We start from the raw sequence: 22195 nt of genomic DNA, 5'->3' as shown, positions 1-22195 counted from the left end.
ATACATAGGGATGGAAGAGCGAAAAGGGAATCAGAAAAGCAGATTCATTCCCGACAAACCATCCCAAAGCAGTTTCCCGCCGGTAATTAGGAGCAGCATATAGGCGATGCGATAGAAAACTTCTTCGGAGATCAGCTTGTGCGCCTTGACTCCCAGCCATATCCCGAGCGGCGCAAGCGGCAGCAGAACGAGTGATGTCCCGACATTCTGCAGTGAAAACTGGCCGAGCATGCCATAGGGAATGAGCTTTACATAATTTATGGCAAAGAAAAACCAGACGGAAGTTCCGACGTAGAGCGTCTTGTTGATTTTCTGCGGGAGCATGTAAAATTGAAGAGGTGGCCCACCGGCATGGGCGACAAAACTTGTAAAGCCGGCGATTGAACCCCAGACAGACCCGCGCGTGAGGCTTGCCTTCGCCACATGATCGGCAGGAATTCTTCGAATATAGTGATTGAGTGTGAAAACAACACAGATTACACCGAGCAAAACTTTGATGAAATCCGCACTCAGGTAATTAAAGAGAAGATAGCCAATCAATATTCCGATAAGGGCGCCTGGCAGGAGATAGCCAAGATTACGCCAGTCTGCGATGCGTCGATAGGCGATCAGGCCAAAGATATCCATGACACAGAGAATAGGAAGGACGATTGCGGCGGCCTGCACCGGCGAAATCAGGAGGGAGAGCAGGGGGACGCTCAGGATACCGAGGGAACCCGCGAAGCCACCTTTTGAAATACCAATAAGCAAGCAGACAGGAATAGCAAGCAGGTAAAAATACGGATCACTGATCAGTGTCATTAATGACTTTCCGAAGCCGTCTTGAAAACGGTTCTTATACTATAATTTATTTCCAGATCGGCTTGCCGGTACCGGGCAAACCAAGCGACTCCCAGAGACCATTGATTTTTTCAACGACAGCGTCGTCCATACGAATTTCCTGACCCCATTCGCGGTGCGTTTCCGGCGGAATCTTATTTGTCGCGTCGAGCCCGATTTTGCCGCCGAGTCCGGACTGGGGAGAGGCGAAGTCCAGATAGTCAATGGGTGTGTTCTCAATAGTGGTAATGTCGCGCACCGGGTCCATCCGGGTGGAGACCGCCCACATCACATCCTTCCAATCGCGCGCATTGATATCATCGTCAACAATGATCAGGAACTTCGTGTACATGAATTGCCGGAGGTAAGACCAGGCCCCCATCATCACTCGCTTGGCGTGGCCCGCATAGGCCTTCTTCATGGAAATGACTGCAATCCGGTAACTGCACCCTTCCGGGGGGAGCCAGAAATCTGTGATTTCCGGAAATTGCTGCTGGATCAGGGGTATGAAAAGCTCGTTTAAGGCTTCTCCAAGGATGCTTGGTTCATCTGGCGGGCGGCCGGTGAAAGTGGAAAGATAAATCGGCTTCTTTCGCATTGTGATGGCGGAAACCGTGAAAACGGGAAAACTTTCAACAGAATTATAGTATCCGGTATGATCCCCATAGGGTCCTTCATCCCCATATTCATCCAGGGAAACATGCCCTTCCAGAATAATTTCCGCTGTTGCGGGCACTTTCAAGGGAACTGTCTTGCAATCGACCAGCTCCACCTTCTCCCCTCTTAGCAGCCCGGCGAATTGATATTCCGACAGAGTGTCCGGGATCGGTGTAACCGCGGCCAGTATTGTTCCCGGATCGGCCCCAATCACGACGGCCACAGGGAGTGGTTCGCGTTTTTCCTTGCCCCAGCGCGCATGATGCTGCGCGCCGCCGCGATGTTTAAGCCAGCGCATTAGGGTTTTATTCCGTGCCAGCTTCTGCATCCGGTATATGCCAAGATTGAAATCATCCGTCTTGCCGTTGCCCGGACCCTTTGTCACAACCAGAGGCCAGGTGATCAAGGGGGCAGGTTCTCCGGGCCAGCATGTCTGAATGGGCAGGGCATCAAGATCGATTTCATCACCTGTCAGAACAACTTCCTGACAGGGCGCCTTCTTGACGGTTTTAGGTCGCATGGTCATGACGGTCTTGAGAACCGGCAGCATCCCCATGGCTTCGCGAATGCCTTCTGGCGGTTCGGGCTGGCGCAGGAAAGCAAGGGTTTCGCCCACCTCGCGGAGCTTATCCGGTGTGCGGTTCATACCCATAGCAACCCGGTCTACAGTCCCGAATAAATTGACGAGGACCGGGATATCACTTCGCTTCCCCGCCTCATTGATCGGGTTTTCAAACAGAACGGCGGGGCCGCCTTCTGCCAGCAGACGGGTCTGGATTTCTGTCATTTCCAGATGGGTTGAAACCGGCTCGCTTACCCGGACGAGTTTATTATCCTTTTCCAGTTGCTCGATAAAATCCCGGAGTGAACCGTAAGCCATTTTTTCCTGTCCTGATATTACGCGCTGGTGCCGCGACTATGCCCGAGATTGCGCGACGCCGTAAAGAAAAAGAGTTTCCTATAGAGGAAGCGAGAACTTTCCGAGAATAATTGCGGCAAGGACGATCAGACCGAAATTCCTGTTGGACTTGAACAACAGCAAGCACCGGTCTCCATCGTCTATTTCGAGTGTTCGGATCTGCCAGACCAAGTGTAATCCCGCGCCGATCATGAGGAGATAGAACAGAGCGGTCGGGCCAACAATGGTACCCGCGACCAGTAACGCGGTAATCGTCACGGCGTAAAACCCCATTAGCCAGTATTTCGTTGTCTCGCCAAATTTCAGCGCCGTCGATTTAACGCCGATCAATATATCATCCTCTTTATCCTGATGGGCATAGATCGTGTCATATCCAAGAGTCCAGGCAATGCCGCCAAAATACATCACGACCGGGGCAATCCCTAGACTACCCTGAACAGCGGCCCAGCCCAGCAGGGCGCCATAATTGAAGGCAAGGCCAAGGAAGAATTGCGGCCAGTAAGTGAAGCGCTTGGCGAACGGATAAATGGCGACGAGCGCAAGACTTGCGACTCCAAGCAGGATAGCGAAGACGTTAAACTGGATCAATATCAGAAGACCGATCAGGCACTGAACGCCCAGCCAGAAGATGGCTTGAAACAGCGTGACCTGACCGCTAGGTATAGGGCGTTTTTTTGTCCGCTCCACCTGACCGTCGAAATTCCTGTCGGCAATGTCATTGAGAGTACAGCCCGCGCCGCGCATCACCAAAGCACCAATCGCGAACAGTATGAATAATGTGATGTCTGGTCCTTCTCCCATTGGCGCCGCGAGGGCAATGGACCAAAAGCAGGGAAGCAACAGGAGCCAGGTCCCAATCGGCCTGTCGAGCCGGGACAGCTTCATGTAGGGCTGCAATCCTTCCGGCGCGTATCGGTCCACCCAGTTCCTTTGACTGGCATCGGCTATAATCCGATCTAGTCGTAACATCTTTAAAATCGCTCCTGTCGCTCCAAAGGTGACGTGGATGGCATTAATTGCTATGAATCGCAATAATTTATATCACCGAACAACGAGTTTACCGCCAAATGTTACCAAAGCAATATTCGCTCCGCCTGTATGTCCCCAATGATCTTGGCAAGGATCTGGGCGTCGTGCTCGATAAAAACCAGTCGCATTATGTGGCAACGGTCATGCGACGAGAGGAAGGAGACAAGGTCGGTCTGTTTAACGGGCGGGACGGGGAATGGCTGGGCCATTTGCAGGAAGTGCACAAGAATCACTGTCTTGTCCATGTTACTGAACAATTGAGACCGCAGATCGAAGAGCAGGATATTGAACTTCTGTTCGCGCCGGTGAAAAAAACACAGACGGCTCTGATCGTCCAGAAGGCAACGGAACTGGGTGTTGCCAGCCTTCAACCGATCCAGACCACACGCACCAATACGGAGCGATTACGTGCCGACAAAATGGCGCTGCAGGCATTGGAGGCGGCGGAACAATGCGAACGGTTGAACGTACCGGTCGTCCATGGCCTTATCTCACTCGAACTGGCGTTGAAAACCTTGTATCCAGAGCGAACCCTGATTTTCTGTAACGAGAGAATGACGGGGGAAAGCGCCGTTAAAACACTCTCTCATCTGGAAAAGTCAGAAAAATGGGGAATTGTTACCGGGCCGGAGGGTGGTTTCTCTGACGAAGAAATCGAGCTTATCAGCGCGCGGCCAAATACCTACCCTATATCCTTGGGCCCCCGGATACTGAGGGCTGAAACCGCGGTTATCGCCAGCCTCAGCCTGCTTCAGGCCTTCCATGGTGATTGGGGATAGCCGATCCGATCCGCCAGTAAAATGTGACGGTTGGACAAAAACAAAAATTTAGGCTTGAAGACACCTTCGCAATTCTTTAATTCAAATTGAAAGGCCGGACCTGGGGCGCTTTGCCCGGCTGCTATAAAATGATAGGGGAATACATGTCCGGACCTTCCAAGGGCGAAGCTGTTGAAATTACCGATAAAGCGCAGCTTGTCGAATTTGCGGCCAGTGGGTGCAAACCTCGCGATAAATGGCGCATCGGCACAGAGCATGAGAAATTCGGATTCACACTTGATACGCATGAACCGCTCCCATATGAGGGCCCAAAAGGTATCCAGGCTATGTTGGAGGGGTTGCAGCGCTTTGGCTGGCAACCGGATTTCGAAGGCGATAATGTCATTGCGCTTTCGAAAGAAGGTTGCTCTATAAGTCTTGAACCCGGCGGTCAGTTGGAACTGTCTGGCGCAGCAGTTGAAAATCTCCACGAAACCTGTAGCGAGGTGCATACGCATCTGGCGCAAGTGCGCGAAGTGGGCGATGAGATGGGCGTTGGTTTTCTGGGGCTTGGGTTCAGCCCCAAATGGACTCGTAAGGAAACGCCGATAATGCCCAAGGGGCGTTATCAGATTATGAAAAACTACATGCCCAAGCGAGGTCAGCATGGCCTGGACATGATGTTCCGCTCCTGCACCGTTCAGGTCAATCTCGATTACGCGTCGGAAGCGGACATGATCAAGAAGTTTCGGACCAGTCTGGCGCTGCAGCCGCTGGCAACAGCGCTTTTTGCAAATTCACCTTTTACGGAAAGCCGCCCGAACGGTCACCTCAGTCACCGGAGCTATATCTGGACGGATACGGATCCGGACCGGACGGGCATGATCCCGTTTGTGTTCGAGGATGGTTTTTCCTTCGAGAGATATGTTGACTACGCATTAGATGTACCGATGTATTTCGTCTATCGAAATGGGACATACCTCGATGTGAGCGGTCAGTCGTTCCGGGATTTTATTGAAGGAAAATTGCCCGGTCTTCCGGGGGAGAAACCAAACCTTGTGGATTGGGACAATCATCTGACAACGCTGTTTCCGGAAGTCCGGATGAAGCGGTTCCTTGAGATGCGCGGAGCGGATGGCGGACCGTGGCGACGGCTTTGTGCGCTGCCGGCGCTTTGGGTTGGCTTGTTGTATGATGATGCGGCGCTGGAAAGTGCCTGGGATCTGGTCAAAGACTGGACGGCGGAGGACCGTCAGCGTATGCGCGATGATGTTATAACGCATGCGCTTAAAACCAAGCTCCCGGACGGCCGCGATATGCAGGCGCTGGCGTCGGAAGTGCTGGAAATTGCGACCGCCGGTCTGACGGCGCGGAAAAGCTTCGACAGTTTTGGAGAAGATGAGAGTCATTTCCTGAATGCGCTCAAAACCATTGTGAAATCTGGTCAGACACCGGCCGAGGAGATGCTGGCGCGATATCATGGCGCATGGAAAGAGGAAATCGATCCGGTTTTCACTGAATACGCTTACTGAGCGCCATTCAATTTCTCATAAATCGCGAAGGCCGCGTCATAATCATTGATGGCGGCTTTTTCCCGTAAATTCCGGAGAGATATTACGGTAAGGCGGAGCGCGTCAGTCCGGGCCGTGGACAACTTCGCGCGGCGGCCATAATCACCTAGGATCAGGTCTACCAGCTTATCGAGTTGCGGAAAGTCCCTGTTTTCTAACGGGCGCTGCAGAAGAGAAATGTAGGACATGTCTGAACTTGTCTCTACAATTGTTTCTGTTTCTCCCAATTCATTGATATCAAAAGAGTTCATATAGGAAATCAAGGCGGTGAGAGTATCGGTGTCCGGTTCCGGGCCGGCAAATTCGGTCGTGATGACATGACTTGTAAAGGCATGTAGATCAGGGAAGACATTGATCGTCCCGAAAGAAGCGCTGTCCGCTGAACCGCGCAGCGATGGAATATCAAGCGGATTGGCAATGCCATCCTCGAAACCAGCCTGCCAGAAACGGTTTGTCACATCAATACGTCCCGGCCGGTCTGACAGCCCATTGATATAAAAGCTTGTATTGACATGTCCATTAGTATGGCAACTGTTGCAGGAAAGTCCTATGCGGACGGCTTTCTCGCCAAGGAGGGACGGACTGCGGAACAGCAAGCGGCCAAAAAGCCAATCCCTGTCTTTTGGTGTGCCCGGTTTGATCAGTTCCGGAGGTGGGTTTTCCAGCTTCTCGGTTGAACTGCCCGGAGGCAGCCAGTTTTCAGAATCCGCCAAAGTGGGGGCAGCATAGAAACTCTGCGCCGATGCGAACAGGGCGATAAAGAAGCTGAAGACTGGAAGCTTCAGACGCCAGTCATTTTTACCCTGTGCCACCAACGGTCAGCCCTTCAATCAGCATCGTTGGCTGCCCGACACCGACCGGGACGCTTTGTCCGGCTTTCCCGCAGGTGCCGATCCCGCTATCGAGTGCCATATCATTGCCGATCGCTGTTACTTTCTTGAGCGCTTCACTTCCTGTGCCGATCAAGGTGGCTCCTTTTACGGGAGCCGTTATCTTGCCATCTTCAATGAGGTAGGCTTCTGTGCAGGAAAAGACAAACTTTCCGGACGTGATATCGACTTGCCCGCCACCGAAGTTGGCCGTGAATATCCCCTTCTTGACCGATTTCACAATTTCCGCTGGATCCTTGTCACCGCCCAGCATGTAGGTGTTGGTCATCCGCGGCATTGGTAAATGCGCATAACTTTCGCGGCGTCCATTTCCCGTTGGCTCCACCCCCATCAGCCGGGCATTCTGTCTGTCCTGCATATAGCCGACCAGAATGCCATCCTCGATCAGCATCGTTGAGCTGCTTGCTGTGCCTTCATCATCAATGCTGAGGGAGCCGCGGCGATCGGCGATTGTTCCATCATCCACGACAGTTACGCCGGGTGCGGCAACCCGTTGTCCCATCAGGTTGGAAAAGGCCGAGGTTTTCTTGCGGTTGAAGTCGCCTTCGAGACCGTGTCCGACAGCTTCATGCAGGATAATGCCCGGCCAGCCCGGCCCAAGAACCACATCCATTTCCCCCGCCGGTGCGGCCATAGAGTCAAGGTTGACCATTGCCTGACGATAGGCTTCATCGACTGCGGTTTGCCAGGTAGACTCCTGGAGATAAAAATCATATCCGGTGCGACCGCCTGTCCCGTGTGAGCCGGATTCCCGTCTGCCATCCTTTTCCACAACGACAGAGACATTTAACCGGACGAGAGGACGAATATCGCCCGCCCGCTCACCGCCAGCGCGGATAATCTCTATCCCCTGCCATGATCCGGCGAGGGAGACAGAAACTTGAACGACCTTGCTGTCTTTGGCGCGGGCATAGGCATCAATTTCCGATAATGCCTTTACCTTGGCATCGAAAGGAATTTCGTTTAACGGATTGTCGTCCCGATAAAGCGACTGGTTTGAACCCGCAGGAGGAAGTGCCATGGAGCCGTTTTTCCCGGTCTGAACAGCCTGAACGGTCTTTGATGCATTTCGGATAGCCTGCTCGCTGAGTTCCGCTGCGTGAGCAAAGCCTGTCGCTTCTCCAACGACGGCACGAAGACCAAAACCCTGTGTCGTGTCAAAGCTGGCACTTTTCAGCCGACCGTCATCGAACGAGAAGCCTTCCGATTGGCGGTACTCCAGGAACAGCTCTCCATCATCCGCAAATTCCAGCGCGTCAGAAACCTGTTTCTCCACTACATTGCGGTCCATGCCCGAGGGCAAGAAGAAAAGGTCATTTGCTGTCGATATATCGGTCATAAAGCCGCTCCGGTTCGTTCTTTTACTGCTTCCATCCATATGAATATGTGTCTTTTGACCGCGAATGTCGAGGGACGGTAAAATGTGATTTGAAAGATTCTAATCGGCTTGAATCTCCATGCTGCGAATTGGTGTGACAAATTGTCACAATTTGCCTTCAAAAAGTTTGGCGCTTGATATTGCGCCTGATTTTGGAATTAAGATCGCAACATATTGAATTAAAATAATTTATTGGGAAGAAGGAGTATGGATGCGTAAAAATATTTCGCTCAAAATGCCGATTATGTGCAGTCTTAGGCTTGTTATCTGCCATATCCGTGGTGTAGTTTCCGGCCAAATCGGGCGGAAAGCATTTTGATTTGATACATGCAGGCGAGTATAAGTCAAAAAACTGTCCAAAATTTGACCGGGTCGGCGTATACTGGCTTGTACAGCTGGTCGAGTTAAATAGTCACGTGATCACAGACGGGAATTGATGATGGGTAGGTTTAAGAATCTTGTCGTATTTATGGCCGCAGTTGCGGGCAGCTTTTCGACGATAGGAGTTGCGGCAGCGGAACAGGGGCAACCTGCGCCATGGCAGACGACATTTCAGGAGGCGTTCTCGCCGGTCGCGCTTGAGCAGCACTCTTTCCATGATATGTTGCTCTGGATTATCAGCGCCATCTCGATTTTCGTGCTGGCCTTGCTGATATATGTGATTATTCGTTTTAACAAGCGGGCCAATCCAACTCCGTCCAAAACGTCCCATAATACATTTGTCGAGATTGTCTGGACGGTTGTTCCCGTCATGATCCTGATCGTCATCATGATTCCCTCCCTGAAACTCCTTTATTACGGCGACAGGATTGAAACGCCTGATATGACGTTAAAGGCGATCGGATACCAGTGGTACTGGGGCTATGAGTATATGGATGAGGAAGGCCTTGCTTTCGATGCGGTGATGCTTGAACAGGATGAGTTAAAGCCAGGCCAGCCACGTTTGCTGGCGACGGATAATGCGATCGTTCTGCCGATAGAGACAAACATCCGGGTTTTGGTTACGGCCGAGGACGTACTGCATTCCTGGGCGATGCCTGCCTTTGGCGTTAAGATGGACGCCGTGCCCGGTCGGCTTAATGAAACCTGGATGCGGATAGACAAGGAAGGTATGTATTACGGTCAGTGTTCCGAGTTGTGCGGCGCTCGCCACGGCTTTATGCCGATCATGATCCGAGCGGTCAGCAAGGAAGACTATGACAAATGGCTTGTTGAGGCTAAAAAAGAATTCGCAAGTGGCGGGACGCCAGCAATGAAATTTGCACAGGTCACACCCGAAAACGCAGAGTAACAGGCTAGAGAGAGGCAAAAGATTATGGCTTACGGTTCAGCGGCCGCTCACGACGAACATACTCCCTCAGGTTGGAAGCGGTGGGTCTATTCGACCAACCACAAAGACATCGGGACAATGTATCTGATCTTCGCGGTGATTGCCGGTATTATCGGCGGCGCAATGTCCGTTTTCATTCGCGCAGAACTTCAGCTGCCCGGTGATCAGCTTTTGAACGGCAATTTCCATTTCTTTAATGTTCTGGTGACGGGCCATGGTTTGATCATGATCTTCTTCATGGTGATGCCGGCGATGATCGGTGGTTTCGGTAACTGGATTGTTCCGCTCATGATTGGCGCGCCGGATATGGCGTTTCCGCGTATGAACAATGTGTCATTCTGGCTGTTGCCACCCGCTTTCGGCCTTCTTCTGATCTCGATTTTCGTTGAAGGTCCGGCAGGGGCGAATGGAGTCGGAGGTGGCTGGACTTTGTATCCGCCCCTCTCCTCATCACTTGGTCATCCCGGCATGGCGGTTGATTTCGCTATTCTTAGTCTCCATTTGGCGGGCGCGTCTTCTATCCTGGGGGCGATCAACTTTATCACAACCATCTTTAATATGCGCGCGCCTGGCATGACCATGCATAAGATGCCGCTTTTTGTCTGGTCGGTTCTGGTGACGGCCTTCTTGTTGCTCCTGTCTCTTCCGGTTCTCGCCGGCGGCATTACCATGCTGCTGACAGACCGGAATTTCGGCTCTACTTTCTTTGTTCCTCAAGGCGGCGGCGACCCCATCCTGTTCCAGCATTTGTTCTGGTTCTTCGGCCACCCGGAAGTTTATATCCTGATCTTGCCGGGCTTTGGTATCATCAGTCAGATTGTCTCGACGTTCAGCCGCAAACCCGTTTTCGGATATCTGGGTATGGCGTATGCGATGGTCGCCATTGGCGGTATCGGGTTCGTTGTTTGGGCGCATCACATGTATACGGTCGGTATGAATGTTGACACGAGGGCATATTTTCTCGTTGCAACGCTGGTGATCGCGGTTCCGACAGGCGTAAAGATTTTCTCATGGATCGCAACAATGTGGGGCGGTTCCATTGAATTTAAGGCGCCAATGGTCTGGGCGCTGGGCTTCATCTTCCTCTTTACAGTTGGGGGTGTTACGGGTGTTGTGCTGGCCAATGCCGGCCTCGACGTGGCGCTGCATGACACCTATTATGTTGTGGCCCATTTCCATTATGTTCTGAGTCTGGGAGCTGTGTTCGCGATTTTTGCTGGCTTCTACTACTGGTTTGGCAAAATCACGGGCTATAACTACTCCGAAAAGCTCGCTCATCTGCACTTCTGGGTAACCTTTATCGGTGTGAATATGATCTTCTTCCCGATGCATTTCCTCGGGTTGGCGGGTATGCCGCGTCGTATTCCGGATTATCCCGATGCGTTTGCTGGCTACAATGCCATCTCGTCCTATGGTTCCTATGTTTCGGCCGTTGGCGTCCTGATCTTCCTGATCACGGTTGTTCATGCCTTCGTCCGTAAGGAACAGGCGGCCGACAATCCATGGGGGGAAGGGGCAACGACATTGGAATGGACCTTGCCGTCACCACCACCTTTCCATCAGTTCAACGAACTGCCGGTCATCAAGTAAAGGCCAGAGGAGACATTCTTGTCCGACACAAGCCTTGAAAAAGAAGTAATCGAGACCCGCGTCAATACAGATCTGACGCGGGTCAGTGATTATTTCGCGCTGCTAAAACCGCGGGTGATGTCGCTTGTTGTTTTTACGGGCGTGGTTGGGCTTGTTGTTGCCCCAGGGAGTTTGCATCCGGTGCTTGCTGTTACGGCGCTGCTCTGCATCGCGATCGGCGCCGGTGCGTCCGGTGCGATCAACATGTGGTTTGACGCGGATATAGATGCTGTAATGGAGCGAACGCAGGAACGGCCAATACCAGCCGGTCGGGTCAGTGCAAATGAGGCCCTTGCTTTCGGGACTGTTCTTTCCGTCGCCTCTGTGGTGCTAATGGGACTGGCGGTGAATTATGTGGCGGCGGCTCTGCTGGCGCTTACAATAGCATTTTACGTTTTTGTTTATACCATGTGGCTGAAACGTCGGACGCCCCAGAACATTGTTATCGGTGGAGCTGCGGGGGCCTTTCCACCGATGATCGGCTGGGCGGCTGTTACGGGCGACGTGAGCGCGGAATCGCTCATTCTGTTCGCGATAATTTTTATGTGGACGCCCCCGCATTTCTGGGCGCTCTCGCTTTGGCGTGACATTGACTATGCGAAAGCAGGCGTGCCGATGCTGCCGGTTGTTGCCGGTCGCGACGTAACCCGTCGCCAGATTGTACTTTATAGCGCACTTCTTTTTCCCATTGCCGTAATGCCTTATGTCCTCGGATATGCAGGTATTTTCTATGGCGCCGCCGCAGCGATCCTCAGCGGATTGTTTCTATTGATGGCGCTTCGGGTCTGGCGGCGGAAGGATGAGGAGAGTGCCAAGCAGCTATTTGCTTTTTCACTGTTGTACCTTTTCTTGATTTTTGCCACGTTGCTTGGTGAAAATCTCCTGCGGGCGGTGATTTGATATGACGCGCAATGACGAACATCAGAAACGTCAACGGGCCCGCAATTTGGTGGTTGGGGGAGTGCTTGTCGCCCTCGTCATTTTATTTTACCTGATCACCGTCGTAAAAATGTCCGGGGGAGCCGGTGCTTGATGAAAAAGCAGAATAATAAGTCGGTGCGTCTCGCCTTCGTTTTGCTTTCTGTCGTGGTGGGCATGGTGGGGCTGTCTTACGCTTCGGTCCCGCTGTATGATCTTTTTTGCCGTGTGACGGGCTATGGCGGTACCACGCAGCAGGCAGAAATTGCGCCGGATGTGGTGCTTGACCGCGAAATGACGATCGAATTTGATGCGAATACCAGCCGCGAAATGCCGTGGGAATTCAAACCAGTCGAACATAAGCTGACGATGAAAGTCGGCGAGAGCGCGCTTGCGTTTTATGAAGCCTATAATCCGACGGATCGTGCCATCAAGGGCACCGCTACTTTTAACGTGACGCCGCAAAAAGTTGGCCAGTATTTCACGAAGATTGATTGTTTCTGCTTTACAGAACAGGTGTTGCAGCCGGGCGAACGCGTTGACATGCCGGTTACTTTCTTCGTCGATCCCGAGATCGACAACGATCCGAACGCGAAAGAAGTCAAGGTCATAACGCTTTCCTATACTTTCTTCATGAGCGATGATGAGGACGGAACGGAGGTTTCGGCAAAAGCCGAGAAGAAATCGGTTGATGTTAATTGACCAAAGAGTGAATTTGTAACTTTCAGGACCGGATTTGTTCCGGATGAATTGCAGGAGTTTAGGAATGGCAGATTCTCACGCCAAACAACATGACTATCATCTGGTCGACCCGTCGCCTTGGCCGGCACTCTCATCAATTGCTGCCTTTGCCACGGCTATTGGCGCGGTCATGTGGATGCATGACAAAGGCTACGCGGTCTTTGTCATTGGGTTTATCGTCCTTTGCTATACGGCCTTTGCCTGGTGGCGTGACGTCATCAAGGAAGGTGAGCATGAAGGGCATCATACACCCGTAGTGCAGCTAGGCTTGCGTTACGGCATGATCATGTTCATTGCGTCGGAGGTGATGTTTTTTGTTGCCTGGTTCTGGGCTTATTTCAACGCGGGCCTGTTTCCAACCGAAGTTGGTGGCGGAATCTGGCCGCCTGAAGGCATCCTGACTTTCAATCCCTGGCATATCCCGCTGCTAAATACCGTGATCCTGCTGTTGTCCGGCACAACGGTGACCTGGGCTCATCATGCGCTCCAGCATGGCGATCGAAAGGGATTGGTGCAGGGGTTGCTGCTAACCGTGATCCTTGGTGCCTGCTTCACTGCAGTCCAGATATATGAGTATTCCCATGCTGCGTTTGGCTTTTCTGACGGGATTTATCCATCGACCTTCTATATGGCCACGGGCTTCCATGGCGCCCATGTCTTTATCGGAACGGTCTTCCTGCTGGTTTGCCTGCTTCGGGCGATGAAGGGTCATTTTACGCCAACCCATCACTTTGGATTTGAGGCCGCCGCATGGTATTGGCATTTCGTTGACGTCGTATGGCTGTTCCTTTTCTTCGCAGTTTACTGGTGGGGAGCAGGACCGGAGTGGACCTGATCTGACTGAATGCCTTATTCCTATGGCACGCCAGTTTCCCCTTTGCGCGCCGGGCTTACCTGCAAATGCCCGGCATGCGGAAAGGGGAAACTCTTTTCAGGCTTTCTGGATGTTGCAGAAAGCTGCGATGATTGCGGACAGGATTTCAGCGCTGTGGACAGTGGTGACGGGCCGGCGATTTTTATCATCTTTATTGTCGGATTTATCGTCGCCGGTCTCGCTGTTGCGACCGAGCTAATTTATCATCCGCCCTATTGGGTGCAGTTATCAATATGGTTGCCGACAATCCTGATATTAAGTCTTGGGCTTTTGCGGCCCTTCAAGGCGTATTTGATTGCCTTGCAATTCAAGCATAAGGCCAGCTCCGAAATCGAGCGTTATTAACTTATGAAAAATTTTTCACCCGGACTTATACCAACATTAATCACTATTCCCTGTGTGCTGATTTTGCTCGCCCTTACGATATGGCAGGTTAATCGTTATAGCTGGAAACTGGAACTTCTCGACACGATTGATACCCAACTTTCTGCTGCGCCGGAAACACTGCCACCTGGGGATATTGATCCCGAACTCTGGCACTATCGCAGGGTTAGTCTGACGGGGGAGTTTGACCATAATGATGAAATCCACCTGTTCGCGCATGCTGAAGCTGGCCGCGCCGGATTTCATATTATCACGCCGTTCAAGCGGAGTAATGAGAAAGACATTATTCTTGTCAATCGGGGCTGGGTGCCGGAACCAAGGAAGGACCCGCAAACGCGCACTGAAGGACTGATTGAGGGGGAGACTACGGTTACAGGTGTCGCCCGAAAACCTTGGGAAAAATCATGGTCATTTTTGCCCGAAAGCAACGCTGAAGACAATGTCTGGCTCTATGGTGAGCTGTCCGCGATGGCAGATCATCTCGGGATAGAAGTGGCGTCGGTGTTTGTCGAACTGGACGCAAATGAAATTCCTGGCGGACTACCGATAGGCGGGCAGACGCGCATTACCCTTCCCAACAATCATATTCAGTATGCGTTTACATGGCTTGGGTTGGCAGTGGCGATGATAGTTATTTACGTTCTGTATGGCCTCAAACGCGGGCGAGAAAAGCAAAACCTTGATGTCTGAAAATTCAAGTGCTTACTCTCGTCTTGAGAAAGTCTTTGCGCGCCTATCTGCTGTTTCCGGTGCGGCGGCTATGTTGCATTGGGACAGCGCCACAATAATGCCTGCAGGCGGAAGTAAGGCCCGTGCGGAGCAATTGGCGGCTTTAAGCCTGATATCCCATGACATGCTGACCCAAAAAAATGTCGGAGAGTTGCTCGCCGAAGCGGAAGCGGAGAGCCGTTCGCTTGATGTCTGGCAAAGTGCCAACCTGACGGAAATGCGGAACCGTTGGCGGCATGCAACGGCAGTCGAGCCGGACCTGGTTGAGGCGCATTCCCATGCAACGTCGCACTGTGAAATGCTCTGGCGCGATGCACGTCTCAATAATGATTTTGCCAGCCTAGTTCCCTCGTTGAAAGAAGTGGTTCGTCTGACGCAACGTATCGCGGAGGCGAAGTCCGCCGCTTTTTCTCTGCCGCCTTACGATGCGTTGCTAGATGAGTATGAGCCCGGATGCACATCTTCCATGATTGATCCATTATTCGCCGATCTGGAAGGTTTTTTGCCGGGTTTCCTTGGGACCGTTCTGGAGCGCCAGAAAAGCACGCCTGACGTTCTCAGGCCGCCAGGGCCGTTTGAGGCGAGTGTTCAGAAACAGCTCGGTCAGGAGTTCATGACAGCGCTCGGGTTTGATTTCAATCACGGTCGGCTGGATATCAGTCATCATCCGTTTACCGGCGGTATCCCTGATGATGTCAGGCTGACCACCCGCTATGAGGAAGATGATTTTACCCAAAGCCTGATGGGCACACTCCATGAAACCGGGCATGCCCTTTATGAGCAGGGGCTGCCTAAGGAATGGCGGTCGCAACCAGTCGGCGTGGCAAGAGGGATGGCATTGCATGAGAGCCAGTCATTGTTGATTGAAATGCAGTTGTCCCGCGGTCCTGATTTCCTCGCCTTTGCCCTGCCGCGCATTAAAGCTGCTTTTAATGGCAGTGGCGCTGCCTGGGAGCAGGAAAATCTGGAACGTCTTTACCTTACCGTCGAACCGGGCTTTATCCGGGTGGATGCGGATGAAGTGACTTATCCCTCACATGTCGTCTTGCGCTATTCCCTTGAAAAGGCGCTTCTATCGGGCGATCTGGATGTGTCGGATTTGCCGGCGGCCTGGAACAGTGGGATGCGGAAAATGCTTGGCATAACGCCGCCAAATGACCGACTTGGCTGTCTTCAGGATATTCACTGGCCAAACGGGGCAATCGGCTATTTTCCGACCTATACACTGGGCGCCATGGCCGCCGCGCAGATTTATCGCGCTGCGAAGTCTGATATTCCGGATTTTTCAGGAAAAATCAGGGCCGGAGCATTTGATGATTTGCTCGGATGGCTGCGGCGGAATATCCATGCACACGGTAGTTCACAACCCACTGACGGTATTCTGCAATCGGCAACGGGGTCTCCCCTGTCTGTGGATGCCTTCAAGGCGCATCTCACGGAACGCTACTTGCCATAGGAAAGACAATCCAGACTTGCGCGAAAGCAACGCATATGGTTACTCTCACCCGCCATTTGATCCATATACGGGAGAATGAGATTGCGCTATATCAGCACGCGTGGAAAAGCGCCTGTTTTGAATTTCGAGGAAGTAGTCCTGACTGGTCTCGCGCGGGATGGGGGACTCTATTTACCCGAGAGCTGGCCGCAGTTTTCCCGTGAGGATATCAGGAGCCTTGCCGGCATGACCTACGCAGAGGCGGCGGCTTTCCTGTTGCAGCCGTTTCTGGGCGACAGTATTGCACCGGAAGACTTCCAGTCGATGACACAAAAAGCCTATTCCAGCTTTTTTCATGAGGCGGTTGTGCCGATCAGTCAGATTGGCAGCAACGAATTCCTGATGGAACTTTATCACGGCCCGACGCTGGCGTTCAAGGATGTGGCTCTGCAGCTTCTCGGATTGCTCTATGATCACCTTCTCGCCCGTGAGGGAAAACGCGTGACGATCGTCGGGGCGACATCCGGGGATACAGGATCCGCCGCGATCGAGGCGTGCCGCGGGCGAGAGGCGATCGATATATTCATCCTGCATCCAAAGGGCAGGGTATCAGAGGTGCAGCGCCGACAGATGACCACTGTGACCGATGTGAACGTTCATAACATCGCGATTGAAGGGGACTTTGATGATTGTCAGGCCATGGTTAAGGCAATGTTTAATGACCATGATTTCCGGGATACCCTCGCGGTCTCGGCGGTTAACTCAATAAACTGGGCACGCGTTATGGCGCAGATTGTTTATTACTTCACAGTAGGTGTCAGCCTTGGCGCACCGGAGCGTTCGATCGCTTTTTCTGTTCCAAGCGGTAACTTCGGGGATGTTTATGCCGGATATGCTGCAAGCAAGATGGGCCTGCCGGTCGAGCAGCTGATCGTGGCGACCAATCGGAATGATATCCTCTCACGCTTCTTCAATAGCGGTGAATACCGGAAATCCGGGGTTGATCCGACCATCAGTCCTAGCATGGATATTCAGGTTTCCAGTAATTTTGAGCGGTTTCTTGCCGACCTTTATGGGCGGGATGGGGCCGAGGTTGCAAACCTAATGGAAAAGCTGGACCGCAACGGGGGCTTTTCGGTGAACATGTCCCGACTGAATGAAAGTATTTTCGCCGCAGGTCGATGCGACGAAGAGGAAACCTTCGAGACCATCCGCAAAACCCTGACGCATAGCGCAAAACTGGTTGATCCGCATACAGCGGTCGGCCTTTTTGTTGGAGAAAAATGTCGCAAAAGTGGGAAAACGCCCCTGGTTACCTTATCTACAGCACATCCTGCGAAATTTCCTGAAGCTGTGGAAAGAGCAACAGGTGAACGGCCTGCCCTCCCCCAACATATGGCGGATCTGTTTGAACGGGATGAGAGGCTTGTTAGTTTGCCAAACGACGTGGACACGGTAAAATCATTTATTAAAGGGCATGCCCGCATACTGAGCGAGGCTTAAGGACGAAAGAATATTAATGGACATAAGAGTCACAACGCTGAAGAACGGACTGAGGGTTATTACTGATCCGATGCCGGGACTGGAAACCTCGGCGGTCGGAGTGTGGGTTGATACCGGCGCGCGCCATGAAACGGCGGCTGAAAATGGTATTTCCCACGTGCTGGAGCATATGGCGTTTAAAGGAACGGCAAAGCGGTCTGCCCTTCAAATTGCTGAAGTGATCGAGTCTGTTGGGGGTCATCTCAATGCCTATACCAGCCGTGACCAGACGGCTTACTTCGCAAGGGTGTTGAAGGATGATGTGCCGCTCGCCGTGGACATTCTCGGTGATATTTTGCAGCATTCAATTTTTGATCAAACAGAAATTCTGCGTGAGAAAGAAGTGATCGTTCAGGAAATCGGTCAGACAAACGATACGCCTGACGATGTTATATTTGATCATTTGCAGGAAACCTCCTATCCCGACCAGCCAATTGGCCGCTCTATTTTGGGGACAGCTGAACAGGTGCGTGGATTCGACCGACCAATGATCGCGGAGTACATGAAAAACCACTATCTGGCACCGAAAATGGTGTTGAGCGCATCCGGTGCGGTAGATCACGACGCACTGGTGCGGCTGGCGGATAGAGCCTTTGATGAGTTGGCGACAGAAGGTGAAACCTTGATGGAACCAGCCATATATCAAGGCGGTGAGTATCGAGAGGAGCGGGATCTGGAGCAAGTTCATTATGCTCTGTCGGTGCCTGGCCTTTCCTATTCGGATGACGACTTTTATACGGCGCAAATACTGTCCGGTCTGCTGGGCGGGGGTATGTCGTCTCGCCTGTTTCAGGAGATTCGGGAGCGCCGCGGGCTATGCTATTCGGTTTTCAGCTTTTCCTCATCATTTGCCGATACGGGAACCTTCTCCGTTTATGCGGGAACAGGCGCAGATCATATTGGTGAATTGAGCCATGTGCTGAGTGACGAACTTTTGTGTGCCAGCGAGGATATAGAACTGGCTGAGGTAGAGCGGGCGAAAGCACAGTTGAAGGCCTCTCTTCTGATGGGGATGGAAGGCCCCGCGGCACGCTCTGAAGTTCATGCGCGGCAAATTCTCATTTATGGCCGTGTGCTGCCCGCTGCGGAAATCATTGAAAAAGTTGATGCTGTAACTGTCGAGGATGCGAAAAATCTCGCCGGTCGTTTATTTTTTGGTGTTACGCCCAGCATTGCAGCGCTGGGCCCGCTGAAAAAACTTGATCCGTTTGACAGGATTGCGGCAAGATTTAGCTAGGTCGTGATAAGGAGGCCGCGGTGATGCTGGACAAACTGTCATTGATGGGAAGCGGCCCTAAAGTAATCACCGACCGGCTTATCCTGCGGCCACCCCGGATTTCCGACTGGGAAAAATGGTCGGGCGTACGCGCCGAAAGCCGTGATTTCCTTGTCCCTTGGGAGCCCGTCTGGACCATGGACTCTCTTACCAAGGCAAGTTTTCGGGCGCGGCTGCGTCGCTATACCAGGGATGCTAAGGATGATACTGGGCAGGCGTTTTTCCTAATTGACCGTAAAACCGAAGATATTATCGGGGGCATAACGCTAGGGAACATTCGCCGCGGCGTAGCCCAGACCGGCACGCTCGGGTACTGGACGGGTCAGCGTCATGCGCGAAAAGGATATATGTTTGAAGCGCTCTGCGGTCTGATACCGGTGTTATTCAACGAGTTTGGCCTGCGACGGGTTGAGGCGGCATGCCTGCCGTCAAATATTCCAAGTTCCAGATTGCTGGAAAAAGTCGGATTTTCAAAAGAAGGACTGGCGAGAGAATATCTCTGCATCAATGGTGTCTGGCACGATCACTTGTTGTATGCATTGTTGCGGACCGACAGAATCGCTCCCTAACGCATGTTATCAGGCGTGGCCGATATCACCGAAAAGAAGGGACGGGTCTACGCCAAGTTTGTTGATGGCGACTTCCCATTTGGTGTCGAGAGCCGAGCCAAAGACTATTTCTGTGTCCGGATCGACGACAAGCCAGCCGTTTTCCTGAATTTCCTGCTCTAACTGGCCGGGGCCCCATCCGGAATAGCCAAGTGCAAGGAACCTGCTTTCAGGGCCACTCCCCTGGGCGATGGTTTTTAACATGTCTACCGTTGCCGTCAGCGCCATATCATCGCTGATTGCCAAGGTGGTTTCATACATAAGGTCTGTGGAGTGGACGACGAACCCTCGCTCCGTATCCACAGGACCGCCAAAATGGATATTGATCTGGCTGCTGCTATCCGCTTTCGGTATTTCCAGTTGCTCCAACAGATCGTCGAAGCTCAAGGCATCAAGGGAACGATTTAAAAGAATACCCATGGCCCCCGATTCCGAATGAGCGCACAGCAGGATCACGGCCTTTTTAAACCGCGGGTCCCCCATGCTGGGCATCGCCACCAAGAGCTTGCCGTCCAGATAACCGGTATCTATTGTGCTGACTGTCATAATATAAATATGTGTCTTTTAGCTAAAATTCCCAGCGACAAAATTTTTTCATGACGCGATTGTGACATACCAACCCTTAAATAATGTTTTATATAATTGTTCAAACCTGTTGATGGATAAAAGGTTCCCGTCGGATGAACATAAAGAACACAGTCTTGTTTTATATGATGCTGGCTTGCCTGGTTGGCCATTCAGGTGCAAACGCAATGGCCGCTTCAAGTACCGAATGGATCAGGACAGACCAGTCGAGTCTTCGGCTGATATCAGAACGGGAAGGCGTCGCGGGCCGCGATTCTCTGCGTATAGGCCTTCAGATCAAGCTTGCCCCGGGATGGAAAACCTATTGGCGGACGCCTGGGGATGCAGGAATTCCCCCGAATTTCGACTGGAGCGGCTCAGAGAATTTAAAAGATGCTTCTGTTTCCTGGCCTTTACCTGAATCTTTTGAAACCTACGGTCTGACGAGCTGGGGCTATCAAGATGAGGTAGTTTTTCCTGTAGAAGTTTCTCTAAAAGAGGCAGGAGAGCCACTTGAGCTGAAGCTACGGCTTCAATTAGGCATTTGCGAGAAGGTTTGTATTCCCTATGAACATGATTTTACGTTCTTTCTGGACGTGGGTACGCCTGATATTTCTCCGGAAGCTTCCATTATTGACAAGTACGCAAAACATGTTCCCTCCGTCATTGGTTCCTCAGCAACTGCATTCAATGGTGTTCGTGCAACAGCGTTAAATGGCGAAGATTTCAAGGTGACTGTGAGTAACAGTACACTCTTCAAAGCGCCTCAGATTATTGTCGAGGGCAAAGAAGGTGCCTATTTTCAATTGATGTCGACGTCAATTTCAGAGGATCGCAAAGCAGCAAATTTCACTTTGAAAGCCGATCTGCCTGCGAAGACAGATATTCTACCCGGTCAGGGAATTACGGTTACGATAAGTGATGAGGGGAGAGCGGCGGAAGGAAAGTTGCATGTTGAATAAAAATCATTGGCGTAACGTAGAAAACTTTTAATTTTGGCAGACATGACTATGTTAGTTTTACCGAAAGCCACTACGCAACTAGATAAAACAGGATTTTAAAATGACGATAAAAGTTGGTGATAAACTTCCAAATGTCGATTTGATGATGATGACTGACAAAGGGCCGTCCAAGGTTTCAACCGCGGATTTGTTTGGCGGCAAGAAGGTTGCGTTGTTTGCTGTCCCCGGGGCCTATACGCCGACATGCTCTGCCAAGCATTTGCCGGGGTTCATTGACAATACGGCGAATTTGAATGCTAAAGGGGTTAGCGATATCGTTTGCCTGTCCGTGAACGATCCGTTTGTCATGGCCGCGTGGGGTAAGGATCACAGCGCCGGAAGCATTAAGATGGTTGCTGACCCGGATGCGGCCTTTACCAAAGCAATGGGTGTTGAATTCGATGCCTCCGGTGCAGGGCTGGGTGTCCGTTCCCGTCGTTACTCCATGGTCGTCGATGATGGTGTGGTTTCACAGCTCAACCTTGAAGAAACCGGCGGTTTCGAAGTATCCGATGCAGAGACACTTCTCGGCCAACTCTAGTCTTAGGTTCAGAGGGGAGGGCCGCGGCCTTCCCCATCCTTGCTAAGCTCACGGGTTATTTTTTGAATTTTTCCATCCCGACGTTGGCAAGCTCGTCGGCTTTTTCATTGCCGGGGTCGCCTGCATGGCCCTTGACCCATTTCCAGCGAATTTGATGTTTTGATATAGCCTCGTCAAGCGCAAGCCAGAGATCCTTGTTTTTTACCGGCTTTTTTGCCGCAGTTTTCCAACCGTTTCTTTTCCAGTTGACCATCCATTTGGTGATGCCATCCTTGACGTAGGTGCTGTCTGTATGCAGCTCGGCAATGGTGCTGCGTTTCAGCGAGTTAATTGCTTCGATCGCGGCAGTCAACTCCATGCGATTATTGGTGGTTTCCACCTCTCCGCCACAGAGTTCTTTCGTTTTTCCGTTGTATTGCAGAAAAGCGCCCCAACCGCCCGGACCGGGATTTCCGGAACAGGCGCCATCCGTATAAATCACAACAATTTTTTCCGTCAAAACAAGACTCCTGATTAGTTTTACTAAACGAACAGCTATCGGCGTTCGGCTATTAGCATGATTGTCGTGGCACGGCAATTTCGGAAAAAGTAAAATTCTTAAC

General features: G+C 51.9%; 23 protein-coding genes. 16 read left to right on the top strand and 7 right to left on the bottom strand.

Annotation, left to right across the window (positions count from 1 at the left end; translation table 11 throughout):
* Positions 1-30 precede the first annotated feature (30 nt).
* From AACZ19_RS10975 to ubiA, 3 genes are all read right to left on the bottom strand, one after another.
* The gene (locus AACZ19_RS10975; protein ID WP_339633864.1) at positions 31-801 is read right to left on the bottom strand and encodes a sulfite exporter TauE/SafE family protein; all 771 of its coding nucleotides are present in this window, start codon (positions 799-801) and stop codon (positions 31-33) included.
* Positions 802-847: 46 nt separating this feature from the next.
* A complete protein-coding gene (locus tag AACZ19_RS10970; RefSeq protein ID WP_339633862.1) occupies positions 848-2356 on the bottom strand; it encodes a UbiD family decarboxylase in 1509 nt (502 codons plus the stop codon).
* A 78-nt stretch (positions 2357-2434) separates the two neighbouring features.
* The gene (gene ubiA, locus AACZ19_RS10965) at positions 2435-3364 is read right to left on the bottom strand and encodes a 4-hydroxybenzoate octaprenyltransferase (protein ID WP_339633860.1); all 930 of its coding nucleotides are present in this window, start codon (positions 3362-3364) and stop codon (positions 2435-2437) included.
* A 98-nt stretch (positions 3365-3462) separates the two neighbouring features.
* On the opposite strand from ubiA, the gene AACZ19_RS10960 reads away from it, so the two are divergent.
* Together AACZ19_RS10960 and AACZ19_RS10955 are read left to right on the top strand one after the other, a co-directional pair.
* Complete coding sequence (locus AACZ19_RS10960; protein WP_339633858.1) at positions 3463-4203, top strand: 16S rRNA (uracil(1498)-N(3))-methyltransferase; 741 nt, start codon at positions 3463-3465, stop codon at positions 4201-4203.
* A 143-nt stretch (positions 4204-4346) separates the two neighbouring features.
* On the top strand, positions 4347-5714 hold the full coding sequence (locus AACZ19_RS10955; RefSeq protein WP_339633856.1) for a glutamate--cysteine ligase: 1368 nt from the start codon (positions 4347-4349) through the stop codon (positions 5712-5714).
* Here AACZ19_RS10955 and AACZ19_RS10950 read toward each other — a convergent pair.
* Complete coding sequence (locus AACZ19_RS10950; protein ID WP_339633853.1) at positions 5708-6565, bottom strand: hypothetical protein; 858 nt, start codon at positions 6563-6565, stop codon at positions 5708-5710. The genes AACZ19_RS10955 and AACZ19_RS10950 overlap by 7 nt on opposite strands.
* Entirely contained in the window at positions 6552-7982 is a 1431-nt protein-coding gene (tldD, locus tag AACZ19_RS10945; RefSeq protein WP_339633851.1) for a metalloprotease TldD, read from the bottom strand. Before tldD ends, AACZ19_RS10950 begins: the two co-directional genes overlap by 14 nt.
* A gap of 478 nt (positions 7983-8460) precedes the next feature.
* Here tldD and coxB point away from each other — a divergent pair, with 478 nt between their 5' ends.
* From coxB to AACZ19_RS10885, 12 genes are all read left to right on the top strand, one after another.
* Positions 8461-9312, top strand: coding sequence for a cytochrome c oxidase subunit II (gene coxB, locus AACZ19_RS10940; protein ID WP_339633850.1), 852 nt, complete (start codon positions 8461-8463; stop codon positions 9310-9312).
* A 24-nt stretch (positions 9313-9336) separates the two neighbouring features.
* On the top strand, positions 9337-10941 hold the full coding sequence (gene ctaD / locus AACZ19_RS10935; RefSeq protein WP_339633849.1) for a cytochrome c oxidase subunit I: 1605 nt from the start codon (positions 9337-9339) through the stop codon (positions 10939-10941).
* An 18-nt stretch (positions 10942-10959) separates the two neighbouring features.
* Positions 10960-11880, top strand: a complete 921-nt coding sequence (locus AACZ19_RS10930; protein ID WP_339633848.1) for a heme o synthase — start codon at positions 10960-10962, stop codon at positions 11878-11880.
* A 1-nt stretch (position 11881) separates the two neighbouring features.
* On the top strand, positions 11882-12013 hold the full coding sequence (locus AACZ19_RS10925) for a hypothetical protein (protein WP_339633847.1): 132 nt from the start codon (positions 11882-11884) through the stop codon (positions 12011-12013).
* The gene (locus tag AACZ19_RS10920; protein WP_339633845.1) at positions 12013-12600 is read left to right on the top strand and encodes a cytochrome c oxidase assembly protein; all 588 of its coding nucleotides are present in this window, start codon (positions 12013-12015) and stop codon (positions 12598-12600) included. Before AACZ19_RS10925 ends, AACZ19_RS10920 begins: the two co-directional genes overlap by 1 nt.
* Before the next feature lie 64 nt (positions 12601-12664).
* Complete coding sequence (locus tag AACZ19_RS10915; protein WP_339633843.1) at positions 12665-13474, top strand: cytochrome c oxidase subunit 3; 810 nt, start codon at positions 12665-12667, stop codon at positions 13472-13474.
* Between the two features lie 9 nt (positions 13475-13483).
* On the top strand, positions 13484-13858 hold the full coding sequence (locus AACZ19_RS10910; RefSeq protein ID WP_339633841.1) for a DUF983 domain-containing protein: 375 nt from the start codon (positions 13484-13486) through the stop codon (positions 13856-13858).
* A 3-nt stretch (positions 13859-13861) separates the two neighbouring features.
* Positions 13862-14587: an SURF1 family protein gene (locus AACZ19_RS10905; RefSeq protein ID WP_339633839.1), complete on the top strand. Its 726-nt coding sequence runs from the start codon at positions 13862-13864 to the stop codon at positions 14585-14587.
* Positions 14580-16082 carry a carboxypeptidase M32 gene (locus AACZ19_RS10900; RefSeq protein WP_339633837.1) on the top strand — a complete coding sequence of 501 codons (1503 nt, stop codon included), beginning with the start codon at positions 14580-14582 and terminating at the stop codon, positions 16080-16082. Before AACZ19_RS10905 ends, AACZ19_RS10900 begins: the two co-directional genes overlap by 8 nt.
* A gap of 81 nt (positions 16083-16163) precedes the next feature.
* Positions 16164-17564, top strand: coding sequence for a threonine synthase (gene thrC, locus AACZ19_RS10895; RefSeq protein ID WP_339633835.1), 1401 nt, complete (start codon positions 16164-16166; stop codon positions 17562-17564).
* Between the two features lie 16 nt (positions 17565-17580).
* Positions 17581-18840 (top strand): pitrilysin family protein, encoded by a 1260-nt coding sequence (locus AACZ19_RS10890; RefSeq protein WP_339633833.1) that lies wholly within the window; start codon positions 17581-17583, stop codon positions 18838-18840.
* A gap of 23 nt (positions 18841-18863) precedes the next feature.
* A complete protein-coding gene (locus tag AACZ19_RS10885) occupies positions 18864-19448 on the top strand; it encodes a GNAT family protein (RefSeq protein ID WP_339633831.1) in 585 nt (194 codons plus the stop codon).
* Positions 19449-19457: 9 nt separating this feature from the next.
* On the opposite strand, the gene AACZ19_RS10880 is transcribed toward AACZ19_RS10885, so the two are convergent.
* Positions 19458-20033, bottom strand: coding sequence for a YqgE/AlgH family protein (locus tag AACZ19_RS10880; protein WP_339633829.1), 576 nt, complete (start codon positions 20031-20033; stop codon positions 19458-19460).
* A gap of 134 nt (positions 20034-20167) precedes the next feature.
* Here AACZ19_RS10880 and AACZ19_RS10875 point away from each other — a divergent pair, with 134 nt between their 5' ends.
* Positions 20168-21013 (top strand): protein-disulfide reductase DsbD domain-containing protein, encoded by an 846-nt coding sequence (locus AACZ19_RS10875; RefSeq protein ID WP_339633827.1) that lies wholly within the window; start codon positions 20168-20170, stop codon positions 21011-21013.
* A gap of 100 nt (positions 21014-21113) precedes the next feature.
* The gene (locus tag AACZ19_RS10870) at positions 21114-21593 is read left to right on the top strand and encodes a peroxiredoxin (protein ID WP_339633824.1); all 480 of its coding nucleotides are present in this window, start codon (positions 21114-21116) and stop codon (positions 21591-21593) included.
* A 55-nt stretch (positions 21594-21648) separates the two neighbouring features.
* Here AACZ19_RS10870 and rnhA read toward each other — a convergent pair whose 3' ends face one another.
* The gene (rnhA, locus tag AACZ19_RS10865) at positions 21649-22092 is read right to left on the bottom strand and encodes a ribonuclease HI (RefSeq protein ID WP_339633822.1); all 444 of its coding nucleotides are present in this window, start codon (positions 22090-22092) and stop codon (positions 21649-21651) included.
* Positions 22093-22195 lie beyond the last annotated feature (103 nt).

It is taken from the genome of uncultured Sneathiella sp., from assembly GCF_963973085.1.
Lineage (GTDB): Bacteria > Pseudomonadota > Alphaproteobacteria > Sneathiellales > Sneathiellaceae > Sneathiella.
This window is presented reverse-complemented; position numbering and strand designations above follow the sequence as displayed.

Coding starts and splice junctions, on each gene's coding strand:
- AACZ19_RS10975 (WP_339633864.1), bottom strand. CDS start 801: ATGACACTGATCAGTGATCCGTATTTTTACCTGCTTGCTATTCCTGTC.
- AACZ19_RS10970 (WP_339633862.1), bottom strand. CDS start 2,356: ATGGCTTACGGTTCACTCCGGGATTTTATCGAGCAACTGGAAAAGGAT.
- ubiA (WP_339633860.1), bottom strand. CDS start 3,364: ATGTTACGACTAGATCGGATTATAGCCGATGCCAGTCAAAGGAACTGG.
- AACZ19_RS10960 (WP_339633858.1), top strand. CDS start 3,463: ATGTTACCAAAGCAATATTCGCTCCGCCTGTATGTCCCCAATGATCTT.
- AACZ19_RS10955 (WP_339633856.1), top strand. CDS start 4,347: ATGTCCGGACCTTCCAAGGGCGAAGCTGTTGAAATTACCGATAAAGCG.
- tldD (WP_339633851.1), bottom strand. CDS start 7,982: ATGACCGATATATCGACAGCAAATGACCTTTTCTTCTTGCCCTCGGGC.
- coxB (WP_339633850.1), top strand. CDS start 8,461: ATGGGTAGGTTTAAGAATCTTGTCGTATTTATGGCCGCAGTTGCGGGC.
- ctaD (WP_339633849.1), top strand. CDS start 9,337: ATGGCTTACGGTTCAGCGGCCGCTCACGACGAACATACTCCCTCAGGT.
- AACZ19_RS10925 (WP_339633847.1), top strand. CDS start 11,882: ATGACGCGCAATGACGAACATCAGAAACGTCAACGGGCCCGCAATTTG.
- AACZ19_RS10920 (WP_339633845.1), top strand. CDS start 12,013: ATGAAAAAGCAGAATAATAAGTCGGTGCGTCTCGCCTTCGTTTTGCTT.
- AACZ19_RS10915 (WP_339633843.1), top strand. CDS start 12,665: ATGGCAGATTCTCACGCCAAACAACATGACTATCATCTGGTCGACCCG.
- AACZ19_RS10910 (WP_339633841.1), top strand. CDS start 13,484: ATGCCTTATTCCTATGGCACGCCAGTTTCCCCTTTGCGCGCCGGGCTT.
- AACZ19_RS10905 (WP_339633839.1), top strand. CDS start 13,862: ATGAAAAATTTTTCACCCGGACTTATACCAACATTAATCACTATTCCC.
- AACZ19_RS10900 (WP_339633837.1), top strand. CDS start 14,580: ATGTCTGAAAATTCAAGTGCTTACTCTCGTCTTGAGAAAGTCTTTGCG.
- AACZ19_RS10890 (WP_339633833.1), top strand. CDS start 17,581: ATGGACATAAGAGTCACAACGCTGAAGAACGGACTGAGGGTTATTACT.
- AACZ19_RS10885 (WP_339633831.1), top strand. CDS start 18,864: ATGCTGGACAAACTGTCATTGATGGGAAGCGGCCCTAAAGTAATCACC.
- AACZ19_RS10880 (WP_339633829.1), bottom strand. CDS start 20,033: ATGACAGTCAGCACAATAGATACCGGTTATCTGGACGGCAAGCTCTTG.
- AACZ19_RS10875 (WP_339633827.1), top strand. CDS start 20,168: ATGAACATAAAGAACACAGTCTTGTTTTATATGATGCTGGCTTGCCTG.
- AACZ19_RS10870 (WP_339633824.1), top strand. CDS start 21,114: ATGACGATAAAAGTTGGTGATAAACTTCCAAATGTCGATTTGATGATG.